The sequence below is a fragment of the Staphylococcus arlettae genome, from assembly GCF_002902345.1.
In the GTDB taxonomy this organism is placed as follows: Bacteria; Bacillota; Bacilli; order Staphylococcales; family Staphylococcaceae; genus Staphylococcus; species Staphylococcus arlettae.
In genome coordinates this window covers 463,644-477,451 of sequence record NZ_PPQB01000005.1, presented here as the reverse complement: position 1 = coordinate 477,451, position 13,808 = coordinate 463,644, and the positions used below count along the sequence as shown (strand labels likewise).

The following is a 13,808-nucleotide window of genomic DNA, read 5'->3' as shown; positions in this document are numbered from 1 at the left end:
GTATTGGCTCTAATATGCTATTAAGTAAGGTAGCGATGGATATTGAAGCAAAGCACAATACTAATAGAATTGCGGAATGGCGTTATCATGATATTCCAGAAAAACTTTGGCCTATTAAACCATTAAGTGAGTTTTGGGGTATTAATCGGAAAACTGAAGCGAAATTGCAAAAGAGAGGAATTTTTTCGGTAGGGGATTTAGCTAAGTACCCTTATCAGTTTTTAAAAAGAGATTTTGGTATTATCGGTATTGATTTACATTTACATGCTAACGGCATTGATCAAAGTAAAGTAAGAGAAAAATATAAGGTAACCAATCCGTCAATTTGTAAAAGTCAGATTTTGATGCGTGATTATCGTTATGAAGAAGCTAAAGTAGTGATGCAAGAGTTAGTAGAAGATGTGGCGAGTAGAGCGCGAGCGAGAAATCAACTTGCACGGACAATACATTTTAGTTTCGGTTATAGTGATGAAGGAGGCGTGAGCAAACAATATACGTTAGATGATCCAACTAATTTAGAAAGTGATATGCTGAAAGTAATAGATAACTTTGCTGATCAGTTATGTGATCGTTCAGCACTATATCGTACATTAAGTGTGTCTTTAACACAATTTATAAATGAAGAAGATAGGCAACTCAACTTATTTATCGATGAATATGAACGAAAAAGAAATGAAAACTTAGCTAAAACAATTGATGCATTACATCAAAAGTATGGTAAAGGTATCGTATCTAAGGCAGCATCCTATACTGAAGCGGGCACAAAACATGGACGTTTAGGGTTAATGGCTGGACATAAAATGTAACTGCGCTAGAAGTGACGTGACTTCATAGTTACAGTTGTAATTACTTGAGAAGGGTGATTAGTACTGGAAAAGCTTGATTTAAAGCGCAATTGCAGTTCAGGCAGCTGCTCTAATAATATAAAATTAGGCTGGGACGAAGCTATTATGTCCCAGCCGTTTTATTATGGTATATAAGTATCGAAGTCGCTTAGCGCCTCTGCACCTCTTTTGCGATCTTCTGGGTTTTTAAAACTAATGCGTAATGCTCCGTAAATATCTTCACGGACTTCTAGAATTCTTATGTTGCTTATAGAAATATTATGTAAACTCAGGGTATTTGTTACTTGGCTAATCATCCCCGGTTTATCTGGAATATCGACATAAAGATCATGCTCTATAGACAATGCGCCTTGTGACTTAACTGGTAGTTGATCACGATAAATTTTAGCATCATTGAAAAAGTCGAATAAGGCATCAGGTTTTTGGTGTTCAATGAGTTCAATGATGTGACCCATTTGTGTATGCCACTCTCGCATGATGCGTAGAATAGTATTTTTGTTTTCTAATGTGATATCTCGCCACATGAAAGGATTACTGCTAGCAATACGCGTAATGTCTCTAAACCCTCCAGCAGCCAAATCTTTAACAAGGTCAGATTCAGCCACATGATTGGAATTTAAATGTACCAAAGCTGAGGCGATAATATGTGGTACGTGGCTAACTAAACCAGTAACGAAATCATGTTCTTCAGCAGTAGTAGAAATAAATTTAGCGTCGGTTGTTGCCAATAAATTTTGTATCGTGTTATAAGCTTGCTGATTTTGTGCTTCATCATGTACTAAAATGTAAAAAGCATTTTCAAATAAATGTTTTTTCGCATTTAATACACCAGATTTATGGCTACCTGCCATTGGGTGACCACCAATTAAATGGATATGATGTTCTAATAAAAATGTTTCAAATTGCTGAATAGTCGACTTGGTGCTACCAGTATCTGTAACAATGACACCATCTTTAGGTTGGAGTGAAGGTAAATCACGTAAATATTTAATTGTTTGTTGTACCGGTGTAGCATAAATTATAATATCAGCTTGTTTAATGCTTTGTTCGTAATTAGTTGATTGATAATCAATAATACCGATGGATAAAGCTTTGTCTAATTGTGATTGATCTGCATCATATGCAGTAATTTCAATATCATTATGGTAATAACGCAAATTGCTAGCTAAACTCCCACCAATCAGACCTAAACCAACGAATAATATTTGTTTCATAGTAGTGGACACCTCGATCGAAATTTTCAGAATAATAACAGTGTATAGTAGCAGAATAAGATATGCAATATGTAGCAAGCTATATCTAACATCAAACTGGCTTTAAAAAAGGACATATGAGCATAAATTAGTGGTTTATAAATCGATGGGTCTTGATAGTCTGAAAAATAATAAATGATACTATTGTCATATACGAATTAAATAAGCAATTAAAGTAATATAACGATTAGCAACGAATACAGGATAAGAGGAGAAGATGACTAAGTAAAATTTTTTCATTAACTATAATTATTCGAATTAAAAGTAAAAAGATGTTTGACAAATAGAAATGAAAGTTGTAACATGCTAAGTAATTACTTGTTGAAAGCAAGTATAAAATTTAAAAGATATAAGTAACACATGAGATTTGTAGTAAGCAGAAAGCTAATGGGTGATGTAAATTAGCACAACTGATGTGGTGAAATGGGCTTTTAAATACAATACTATAGCAGTAAAGTGAACATAAATATGTTAACTAAGGTGGCACCACGGTAACGCGTCCTTACAGATTTGCGTTATTGTGGTGCTTTTTATATGTAAAATAGCAAACAAAATGAAGTAGTACATGGCTAGGTAGTAACAGAAAGTTAGTGGTTGATGGAAACTAACACCACCATGTAACGAAATTGGGTTTTGTTGAAGGTCAATTAAATAAAAATGAAGTGAGCTGTAGTTTGAATACGGCTAAATTAGGTGGTACCGCGCGTCAGCGTCCTTATAGCAATATAAGGATGCTGATTTTTTTGTTAGGAGGGAAAGTAAATGAAAGTTAAATATAAAAAAATAAATGCTGAAGTAACACCAGAAGCATTTGCCAGATTAAGAAATAACAAAATAATTTTAGAAAGTGCAGACCAATCACAACTTAAAGGTCGTTACTCTATCGTTATCTTTGATACGTATGGGGAACTTATACTAGATGATAAACAGTTACAAATTACGACTCCAGAAGGAACAAAGACAGAAACAACTGAACCATATGAGCAGATGAAATCATATATTGATCACTATAAAGCACTTATTGAAGAAGAAGAATTATCAGCATTACCATTTATTTCTGGTTTTGTCGGCTCATGTAGTTTTGACCTAGTACGACACGAATTTCCAGTATTACAAAATATAGCCCTAGATGATCATCAACAACATGATGCTAAATTTTATATGGTCGAAGATGCGTATATTTTTGACCATTACAATGAGTATTTGTATATAGTTGCAACTGATTTATTTTCACAGCGAAGTGAACAAGCATTAGAAGACAACATTAACCGACGTTTAGAAGAGTTAACTAAGGTAGAAATTTTTTCTGAACCATTACCATATGAACAACAAGAAAAAGTAATTACTTCAAATGTAACGAAACAACAATTTATGGATACTGTGTCTTACATGAAGTCATTAATACAGCAAGGTGATATGTTTCAAGTTGTACCATCTATTATTTATAGTTATCCTCATTACTTTAAAGAAAATGTAAAAACATTTGCATATCAATTATATCAAAACTTAAAACGACAAAATCCAAGTCCTTATATGTATTACATCGATATGGATAAACCTATTATTGTAGGGAGTTCGCCAGAAAGTTTTGTTAAAGTGCAAGCACAACAAGTTGTAACTAATCCAATAGCTGGCACAATTAAACGAGGTAAAACTGAAGAAGAAGATTATCATAACGAACAGCAATTAAAAACAGACGAAAAAGAATTAAGTGAGCATCGTATGTTGGTTGATCTAGGACGTAATGATATTCATAGAGTGAGTATAGCGGGTTCTTCCAAAATTAAAAAATTAATGCTAATTGAACGCTATGAACATGTAATGCATATCGTCAGTGAAGTCACTGGAACTTTAAAAGATAATTATTCACCGATGACAGTTGTGGCAAGCTTATTACCTACTGGAACTGTTTCAGGAGCACCTAAACTAAGAGCTATTCAGCGCATATATGAACAACGACCTAAAAAACGAGGCGTCTACAGTGGGGGCATTGGTTATATTAATTGTAATCACGATTTAGATTTTGCTTTAGCTATCCGCACGATGATGGTAGATGACACGCATATTAATGTCGAAGCAGGGTGTGGGGTCGTATATGATTCTATTCCTGAAAAAGAATTTGCTGAAACACAATTGAAAGCGAAAAGTTTATTGGAGGTGTCACCATGATATTAATTGTCGATAATTATGATTCATTTACGTATAATCTCGTTGATATTATTGCAAAAACACAAGATGTAGTAGTAAAGTACCCGGATGATCCCGAAATTTTACAACTAGATGTTGATGGCGTAGTGATTTCGCCAGGACCAGGACATCCTTTAGATACTCAATACTTAATGAATATCATCGATCATTACCAAACTAAACCAATCTTAGGTGTCTGTTTAGGTTCTCAAGCATTAACTTGTTACTACGGTGGCAAAGTAATACAAGGAGAAACTGTTAAACATGGTAAAGTCGATACAATGCGTATCGTTAAAGCAACACAGTTGTACAAAGAAGTATCAGAAAATTCAGAAATAATGAGGTATCATTCATTAGTCAGTGACCCTAATCAGTTTCCATCAGTATTAAATATCACGGGCGAAACGACAGATTGTATTCAGTCATTTGAACATGAAACTAGACCACATTACGGAATTCAATTCCATCCAGAATCATTTGCATCAGAATTTGGAGAACAAATTATTAATAATTTTATCAATATTACTAAGGAGGGCACACAAAATGACATTACTCAAACAATTACAGCAACAACAACCACTCAATCAAAATGAAATGACCGAATTTATCGACTTATTAATCGCTACAGATTATGACTTAGAGGATAAAGTAGCATTATTGCAAAATTTTACTGCTAAACCATTAACACAACAAGAGTTAACATTTATTTCACGTAGCTTAATTCAATCCATGTACACAGAACAACCTGTATACCCTGGAAGTATGTGTGTCTGTGGCACAGGAGGAGATAAGTCAAATAGCTTTAATATTTCAACAACAGTTTCGTTTGTCGTAGCTAGTGCAGGTGTACCTGTCATTAAACATGGTAATAAAAGTGTGACTTCTGCTTCTGGTAGTACAGATTTACTACAAGCTATGCAAGTTGCTACTAGCAGCATAGAGGAAACGCCACAATATTTAAAAGATACAGGGTTAGTGTTTTTAAGTGCTACCGAAACATATCCAATAATGAAACACATTCAACCGGTAAGAAAAATGTTAGATGTACCAACTATTTTCAATATAACAGGTCCACTCATTAACCCCTTTAAACTTGACTACCAAGTGATGGGTGTATATGAACCCGAACAACTAGATAAAATTGCACATACTTTAGCCGACTTAGGACGAAAACGTGCGATTGTACTGCATGGTGCAAATGGTATGGATGAAGCAACATTATCCGGAGATAATTTATTATATGAAATTAGAGATGGAAAAATTTACAATTACACTATCAACGCAGAAGATGTGGGTTTAACACCTGCAAAGAATACAGAGCTTGTAGGTGGAACAGCACAAGACAATTTAGAAATAACACTAAATATATTAACGAATAAAGATCAATCGGCGAAAAAAGATGTCGTGTTATTAAACGCAGGCATTGCACTATATGTAGCAGAAAAGGTTTCTTCAATAAAAGAAGGTGTTGAAACAGCACGCAACTTAATTGCTACAGGTGCGGCGTTAGAACAATATAAACAAACAGGAGGTTACTTATATGACTATTCTAGATGAAATTGTAGAGTATAAAAAAGAATTATTAGCTGAAGGGTATTATCAAAAGAAATTAGAAACACTACCAGTGGTAGATATTTCCCATAAACAGCCATTTAAAGAGAGCTTAACAACAAAAGAGCAACTTGCAGTAATTGCAGAAATTAAATCTAAAAGTCCGTCATTACCAGAATTACCAGGTAAGGATTTAGTACAACAAGTTAAAGATTATGAAGCTTATGGAGCCAATGCGGTATCTATATTAACAGATGAACAGTATTTTGGTGGGAGTTACGAACGTTTACAATCACTAACAGTAGAAACCAACTTACCTGTGTTATGCAAAGACTTCGTAATTGATCCAATTCAAATTGATGTGGCCAAAAAAGCTGGAGCTTCTATCATTTTATTAATTGTTAATGTCTTAACAGATCAACAACTTAAAGAATTATACACGTATGCAACTAAACAAAATTTAGAAGTGCTAGTCGAAGTTCATGACAAAGAAGAACTAGCCAGAGCATATCAGTTAGATCCCGAAATAATAGGTGTTAACAATAGAGATTTAAAACGTTTTGTCACAGATGTTAAACATACAAACGAAATACTAAGTGGACGACAAGCAGGCTATCATTATATTTCAGAAAGTGGTATCCACACTAAAGACGATGTTGAGTCTATTGTGAATTCAGGTATTGATGGCTTACTTATTGGGGAATCATTAATGAAAAGTGATGATTTGAGTGAATTTTTACCGAGCTTAAAACTGGATAAAGTCAAAGTATGAAACTAAAATTTTGTGGTTTTCGTACAGCAACAGATGTAAAGCAAGCACGGCATTTAGACATTGATGCCATCGGTTTTATTCATTACCCCAAAAGTAAAAGATTTGTAGATACAGCAACTATTAAGTCATTAATCCAACTTGTACCAAACGATAAACAGACTGTAGTTATTGTAGTGAATCCAACAATGGATAAAATAACAGAATTGGTCCAAGTAACAGGCTTGTCTACGATTCAATTACATGGAGATGAATCAGTGGAGTTTGTAGCGCAAGTTAAACAACATTTTCCACAGCTAAATATTATTAAAGCCTTACCTGCAAACGAAAAATTAAATGCTAATTTAGTAGCGTATCAACCTTATGTCAATTTATTTATTATAGATACGCCTTCGAAAGCATATGGAGGTACAGGTCAACATTTCAATTGGCAAATATTGCAACAAATTAGAGATATACCTTATTTAATTGCAGGTGGTATAAACTATGACAGTATTCAACAAATAGAACAGTTAAATTTAGCGCATAGTGGTTATGATATAGCGAGTGGAATAGAAATTAACCAGTATAAAGATAAAGATAAAATGAACGATATTATTAAATTGGTCAAAGGAGTATCGACACATGAATAAAAAAATACAAACAGAAGCGGATGAATTTGGCTTTTTCGGTGACTATGGTGGTCAATATGTCCCTGAAACATTAATGCCAGCTATTATTGAATTAAAACAAGCATATCAAAAGGCAAAAAAGGATCCTTCTTTTTATGAAGAATTACAGTATTATTTAAAGGATTATGTGGGGCGAGAAACTCCTTTAACATTTGCTGAAAGCTATACAAAGCAATTAGGTGGCGCGCAAATATATTTAAAACGCGAAGATTTAAATCATACTGGAGCGCACAAAATCAACAATGCTTTAGGACAAGCCTTATTAGCTAAAAGAATGGGCAAAAACAAACTTGTAGCTGAAACTGGTGCGGGTCAACACGGTGTGGCAAGTGCAACAGTCGCAGCCTTATTTGATATGGAACTTGTTGTTTTTATGGGTGAAGAAGATATTAAACGACAATCTCTAAATGTCTTTCGTATGGAATTATTAGGAGCAAAAGTAGAATCTGTGAGTAATGGCCAAGGAACATTGTCAGATGCAGTTAACAGCGCTTTACAATATTGGGTAAGTCATGTTGATGATACGCATTACTTATTAGGTTCAGCTTTAGGACCAGATCCATTTCCAACGATGGTCAGAGATTTCCAAAGCGTAATTGGGACAGAAATTAAGTCGCAAATTACGGACAAAGTAGGGCGCTTACCGGATGCAGTAGTTGCATGTATCGGTGGGGGATCAAACGCTATAGGTACATTTTATCCATTTATTGAAGATGACGTTAAACTATACGGCGTTGAAGCAGCAGGTAAAGGAAAGAATACGGACCAACATGCCTTAGCAATTAGTCAAGGGAAGCCAGGTGTGCTACATGGTTCGAAAATGTATTTGATTCAAGATGATCATGGCCAAATTCAACTTGCACATTCTATTTCAGCAGGTTTGGATTATCCAGGAGTCGGTCCCGAACATTCTTATTATCAAGATATCGGTAGAGTTAACTATGTAACTGCTAGCGATGATGAAGCGATGAATGCGCTAGTACGATTTACTAAAGCTGAAGGTATCATTCCAGCAATCGAAAGTGCCCACGCGTTAAGTTATGTAGAACAATTGGCACCTGAAATGAGTAAAGATGAAGTATTGGTAGTTACGGTGTCCGGACGTGGCGATAAAGATATGGATACGATTAGAAATTACATGAAAGCAAGAGGTGAAATTTAATGTCGAAATTGTTTATACCGTATATTATGGGCAATAGTTCATTTATTCAAAATTTAAAAATGTTGAGTGAGGCAGGTGCAGACATTGTTGAAATTGGTGTGCCATTTTCAGACCCTGTAGCTGATGGACCTGTTATTATGGATGCAGGTAAAAAGGCAATTGAGGAAGGTATTAGTGTGAACTATATTTTAGAACAACTCACACAACATAAAGCCGACATTAATAGTAATTACGTATTAATGACTTATTATAATATTATTCATCATTATGGTGAAGAAGCATTCTTCGCTGCTTGTGAAGATGCAGGTGTTTATGGTCTGATTATACCTGATTTGCCGTTTGAGCTCATTGAACAAATGAAGTTGAGACATCCTGAACGTAAAGTGAAAATTATTTCATTAGTTGCTATGACAACTGCTAAAGAACGTATCGAACAAATTGCGCAACATGCTGAAGGTTTTATTTATACAGTTACCATGAATGCAACTACTGGTGAAAATGGTAAATTTCATCCAGAGTTAAAACAACGTATTAATTATATCAAGTCAATTTCACAAGTTCCTGTTGTAGCAGGTTTTGGCATACGTACTACAGACCATGTAGCTGACATTATTGAAGGGGCTGATGGTGTAGTGATAGGCAGTGAGATTGTAAGACGTTTAGACGAAGATGATAATGCTACATCACGTCAATATTTTAGTGGAATTCGTCACGTATTAGATGCTTAAGCAAATTAGTTTTTATCCATTTTAAAAAACTGTAAAATACAAATACATAGTTAAACTATGTATTCAAGTCTAATTTAGAGGTGACTGAAATTGAGTAAAAAGGTATTATTTGTTTTAACTAGTAGAAATCAATATGATGATGGTTCACAAACAGGTTTATGGCTAGAAGAAGCAAGTGAGCCATATCGTATTTTAGCAGAAGCTAATATTACAGTAGACCTTGTATCTATTGATGGTGGTGCAGTACCGATTGATGCAAATTCTACACAAAACGGTGAATTAGAGCAATACAGTGATTTTGTGGATAAAATTAATGATGTACCTAGCATTAAAACGGTAAACGTTGATAATTACGATGCGATTTATTTACCAGGTGGACACGGTACAGTATTTGACTTTGGACACAATCAAGAGCTAGCGACAGTAATTGCAGAATTTAAAGAACAAAATAAATTTATTTCATCTGTTTGTCATGGTCCAAGTGCTTTTGTTGGCGCTAAAGATAAAAATGGTAACTTTATCGTTAAAGATGTAACTTTAACAGCATTTACAGATGAAGAAGAGCGTGCTATGGGCTTAGAAAACAAAGTACCATTTTTAACACAAAGCGAATTAGAAAACCAAGGCGCAAAATTTGTCACTAAAGATAATTTTGTATCACATGTTGAGCAAGATGGTTTGTTTATTACAGGACAAAACCCTCAATCTAGCATTGCCATCGGTGAAACGTTAAGAGATGCATTAACACAATAACGATTAACTGATTCATAAAGTACAAGGTATATGATATATAATAAATTTAAAGAGAGCAGTATAGAAATTAAAAAAATTTAATTTCTATACCGTTCTCTTTTTGTTTGTTAACCTATAATAAATGGTATAATAATATGTAGCATAATGATTTTAAACTATCATGAAAATTGATTTATTGACTGAACAATAAGGGTATTAATTTTGTTTTAATGATGAATATTGTATAATAGTTAAGATTGAAGAATAAAAAGATTAATAGATGAACTAGGAGTATATAAAATGAAATTTACGAATTTAACGGCGACAGAGTTTGGCACATTTGCTGATAAGATGGAGAATAGTCACTTTACGCAAATGGTAGGAAACTATGAACTTAAAATTGCAGAAGGTACAGAAACACATTTAGTAGGTGTTAAGAACAATAATAATGAAGTTATTGCAGCATGTTTGCTAACGGCAGTACCAGTAATGAAATTTTTTAAATATTTCTATTCAAACCGTGGTCCAGTAATAGATTTCGACAACAAAGAGTTAGTACACTATTTCTTTAATGAATTAAATAAGTATTTAAAAAAACATAATGCGTTATATTTCCGTGTAGATCCATATTTACCTTATCAGTATCGTAATCACGATGGTGACATTTTAAACAATGCTGGTAATGATTGGTTCTTTGATAAAATGAAAGCATTAGGTTATAAACATCAAGGGTTTGTAACTGGCTTTGATCCAATTATTCAAATTAGATTCCATTCAGTTTTAGATTTACAAGATAAAACAGCTAAAGATGTCTTAAATAATATGGATAGTTTACGTAAACGTAATACGAAAAAAGTTCAAAAAAATGGCGTGAAGGTACGCTTCTTAACAGAAGAAGAATTACCAATTTTCCGCTCATTTATGGAAGATACATCAGAATCTAAAGACTTTCATGATCGAGATGATAGTTTCTATATCAATCGTTTTAAATACTATAAAGACCGTGTACTCGTACCATTAGCTTACATAGATTTCGTGGAATATATAGACGAGTTGAAAGCCGAAGGGGAAGTGCTGACAAAAGATATCAACAAAGCTATTAAAGATATTGAAAAACGTCCAGATAATAAAAAATCCCACAATAAAAAAGAAAATTTAGAAAAACAATTACAAACAAATGAACAGAAAATTGCAGAAGCTGAAGCATTAAAAGCAAAACATGGTAATGAATTACCAATTTCAGCGGCATTCTTCATTATAAACCCATTTGAAGTTGTATATTATGCAGGTGGAACAGCAAATGAATTTAGACATTTTGCAGGTAGTTATGCGATTCAATGGCAAATGATTAACTATGCACTTGACCATAATATTAATCGTTATAATTTCTATGGTATTAGTGGTGACTTTTCTGAAGATGCAGAAGATGCAGGTGTTATTAAGTTTAAAAAAGGCTTTAACGCCGATGTAGTAGAGTATGTTGGAGACTTTATTAAACCAATTAATAAGCCAATGTATAACGTCTATAAAGCCTTGAAAAAGGTCAAAGATAAAGTGAGTAAACATTAATAGAAGGGAACTAAGCTAGAATGAAATTTACAGAGTTAACTGTCAAAGAATATGACAATTTTGTACAAAATCCAGCGTTAGAAAGTCATTATTTTCAAGTTAAAGAAAATATAGCGACTAGGGAAGAGGATGGATTTCAAGTTGTTTTATTAGGATTAAAAGATGACAACAATCAAGTCGTTGCAGCTAGTCTGTTCTCTAAAATACCAACAATGGGGAGTTATGTCTATTATTCAAATCGTGGGCCAGTAATGGACTACAGTGATTTAGGATTAGTAGATTATTATTTGAGAGAATTAGATAAATATTTACATCAACATAACTGTTTATACGTCAAACTAGATCCGTATTGGATTTATCACATATATGATAAGGATGTTAATCCATATAGTAATAGATATCAAAATGATGCACTCGTTAATTTATTCAAAGCTTACGGTTATGAACATCATGGTTTTACGACATCATATGATACATCAAGCCAAGTAAGATGGATGGGTGTATTAAATTTAGCAGGTGAAACACCTGCATCATTAAAAAAACAATTTGATAGTCAACGAAAAAGAAATATTAATAAGGCCATTAATAATAATGTGCGCGTACGTTTCTTGGGTAGAGATGAATTTGATATTTTCTTAAATTTATATAGAGAAACGGAAGAAAGAGCTGGTTTTGTATCTAAAACGGATGACTATTTCTATAATTTTATTGATAATTATGGTGATAAAGCCTTAATTCCACTTGCTTATGTCAATTTAGATGAGCGTATTGAAACGATTCAAAACAATATCAACGATAAAGAAGCGCGTCGTGATCAAATGATGCAAAATGAAAATAAGACAGAGAAACATTTGAAAAAAATTAGCGAATTAGATAAGCAAATTGAACACGACAAATCAGAATTACTACAAGCGAGTGAATTACGTCAAACAGATGGTACTATTTTAAACTTAGCTTCAGGCGTATTTTTCGCCAATGCTTATGAAGTAAACTATTTTTCAGGAGGTTCTTCAGAAAAATATAACCACTTTATGGGACCATATATGATGCACTGGCATATGATAAATTATTGCTTTGAACATGGTTATGAGCGTTACAATTTCTATGGCTTATCAGGAGACTTTACTGAAAATAGTGAAGACTATGGTGTATATCGATTCAAACGTGGCTTTAATGTACAAATCGAAGAGTTAATTGGAGATTTCTACAAACCAATTAAAAAAGCAAAATATAAATTATTTAATTCTTTAAATAATATCCGTAAGAAAATTAAAAAATAACTGTTTTAAACCGCCGTATTAAGAATATGGCGGGATTTTTATGTCAAAATAAGTAACTATATTTATGTTATGTAAACTTATAAAGTGATATTAGCAAATTATTGTCTTTAACAGGCAACTTCTAACATGACGATAAATTAAGAGATCAGAAACCATTACATTATAGTACTAAATGAATATAATGTATAAAAAGTATAAGTAATATAAGAAGTAAGTAAATTTTAATTATGTAAAATTATCTGAGTCGAATATTGATATTGGTAAGTAAGTGTGATGTTCCTAATGGCAAATTAAGCAGTTATTTATAACTGAAAATGCTAAATATGCGAAAAAATATAATAACTTACGCTGCAACATAAATAACCATATTTATGTTATGTAAACCATAATGTATTTTAGCAAATAATTTAAACCCTGTAACTAAGGATTGCTACTTAGATAGATTTTATAGATTAATCAAGTGTTAATGTGTGTATTATGAGTTAATCTTGCTGATTTAAGCACTTAATGAATATCAGCTATAACTATAAGTACATTAATAATTATATTGTAATTTAAAGATGCTGAGATTTTGATTTCTGAGCAATTTTATTTAATTAAGTGAACAAACGTATAAGTAATGACAAATGAGTCAGTGATATTTACTAGACTATAGATAAATTAATCAATCAAGACAAATGAAGTGATATATGTAATTTATATATGAGCATTATTAATGGATGGTAATATATGATCTTAAATATTGATATTATATATGTTAATTGACGACTAACTTTTAGAAAACATTTTAGTTTACATAATATATATTATAGGAAGTTATATATGGAACGCTTTTTCTGCTGAATATCCACTTATTAATAATGATTAGCATAGTTTTTGTAGTTTGTTATTTTTAGTTAAGTAATATTTATAGCTTATTTAGTACTTCGATTCATTATTATTATTTTAATATGAGTTAGCAATATATCATCGTAACTTTATTTGGTTATGTTATATATTTTGCCAATTGCTGTTGCAATTATGATATTTGCTCATTCTTACTCGACTTAGAAAAAGCTATG

At 32.7% G+C, this 13,808-nt stretch carries 12 protein-coding genes; 11 read left to right on the top strand and 1 reads right to left on the bottom strand.

Going from position 1 to position 13,808, the window contains the following annotated elements; all coding sequences use genetic code 11:
* The coding region (locus CD036_RS13265; RefSeq protein ID WP_444547469.1) for a DinB/UmuC family translesion DNA polymerase at nucleotides 1-806 on the top strand (806 nt) is incomplete at its 5' end.
* 161 nt (nucleotides 807-967) lie between these two features.
* Here the strand turns inward: CD036_RS13265 and CD036_RS02490 are convergent.
* Nucleotides 968-2,059: a prephenate dehydrogenase gene (locus CD036_RS02490; protein WP_002511096.1), complete on the bottom strand. Its 1,092-nt coding sequence runs from the start codon at nucleotides 2,057-2,059 to the stop codon at nucleotides 968-970.
* Between the two features lie 801 nt (nucleotides 2,060-2,860).
* On the opposite strand from CD036_RS02490, the gene CD036_RS02485 reads away from it, so the two are divergent.
* The 10 genes from CD036_RS02485 to CD036_RS02440 all read left to right on the top strand — a co-directional run bounded on the left by CD036_RS02485 (nucleotide 2,861) and on the right by CD036_RS02440 (nucleotide 12,747).
* The gene (locus CD036_RS02485; protein WP_002511097.1) at nucleotides 2,861-4,267 is read left to right on the top strand and encodes an anthranilate synthase component I; all 1,407 of its coding nucleotides are present in this window, start codon (nucleotides 2,861-2,863) and stop codon (nucleotides 4,265-4,267) included.
* Nucleotides 4,264-4,878 (top strand): anthranilate synthase component II, encoded by a 615-nt coding sequence (locus CD036_RS02480; protein ID WP_021458817.1) that lies wholly within the window; start codon nucleotides 4,264-4,266, stop codon nucleotides 4,876-4,878. The genes CD036_RS02485 and CD036_RS02480 overlap by 4 nt, the downstream gene beginning before the upstream one ends.
* Entirely contained in the window at nucleotides 4,829-5,842 is a 1,014-nt protein-coding gene (gene trpD / locus CD036_RS02475; RefSeq protein WP_002511099.1) for an anthranilate phosphoribosyltransferase, read from the top strand. The genes CD036_RS02480 and trpD overlap by 50 nt, the downstream gene beginning before the upstream one ends.
* The gene (gene trpC, locus CD036_RS02470) at nucleotides 5,826-6,608 is read left to right on the top strand and encodes an indole-3-glycerol phosphate synthase TrpC (RefSeq protein WP_002511100.1); all 783 of its coding nucleotides are present in this window, start codon (nucleotides 5,826-5,828) and stop codon (nucleotides 6,606-6,608) included. The genes trpD and trpC overlap by 17 nt, the downstream gene beginning before the upstream one ends.
* The gene (locus CD036_RS02465; protein WP_002511101.1) at nucleotides 6,605-7,237 is read left to right on the top strand and encodes a phosphoribosylanthranilate isomerase; all 633 of its coding nucleotides are present in this window, start codon (nucleotides 6,605-6,607) and stop codon (nucleotides 7,235-7,237) included. Before trpC ends, CD036_RS02465 begins: the two co-directional genes overlap by 4 nt.
* Complete coding sequence (gene trpB, locus CD036_RS02460) at nucleotides 7,230-8,438, top strand: tryptophan synthase subunit beta (RefSeq protein WP_021458816.1); 1,209 nt, start codon at nucleotides 7,230-7,232, stop codon at nucleotides 8,436-8,438. The genes CD036_RS02465 and trpB overlap by 8 nt, the downstream gene beginning before the upstream one ends.
* Entirely contained in the window at nucleotides 8,438-9,166 is a 729-nt protein-coding gene (gene trpA / locus CD036_RS02455; protein WP_103387915.1) for a tryptophan synthase subunit alpha, read from the top strand. The genes trpB and trpA overlap by 1 nt, the downstream gene beginning before the upstream one ends.
* Before the next feature lie 90 nt (nucleotides 9,167-9,256).
* The gene (locus CD036_RS02450; protein WP_103387914.1) at nucleotides 9,257-9,919 is read left to right on the top strand and encodes a type 1 glutamine amidotransferase domain-containing protein; all 663 of its coding nucleotides are present in this window, start codon (nucleotides 9,257-9,259) and stop codon (nucleotides 9,917-9,919) included.
* Nucleotides 9,920-10,198: 279 nt separating this feature from the next.
* Nucleotides 10,199-11,467: an aminoacyltransferase gene (locus tag CD036_RS02445; RefSeq protein WP_002511105.1), complete on the top strand. Its 1,269-nt coding sequence runs from the start codon at nucleotides 10,199-10,201 to the stop codon at nucleotides 11,465-11,467.
* A 20-nt stretch (nucleotides 11,468-11,487) separates the two neighbouring features.
* On the top strand, nucleotides 11,488-12,747 hold the full coding sequence (locus CD036_RS02440; RefSeq protein WP_002511106.1) for an aminoacyltransferase: 1,260 nt from the start codon (nucleotides 11,488-11,490) through the stop codon (nucleotides 12,745-12,747).
* Nucleotides 12,748-13,808: the final 1,061 nt, after the last annotated feature.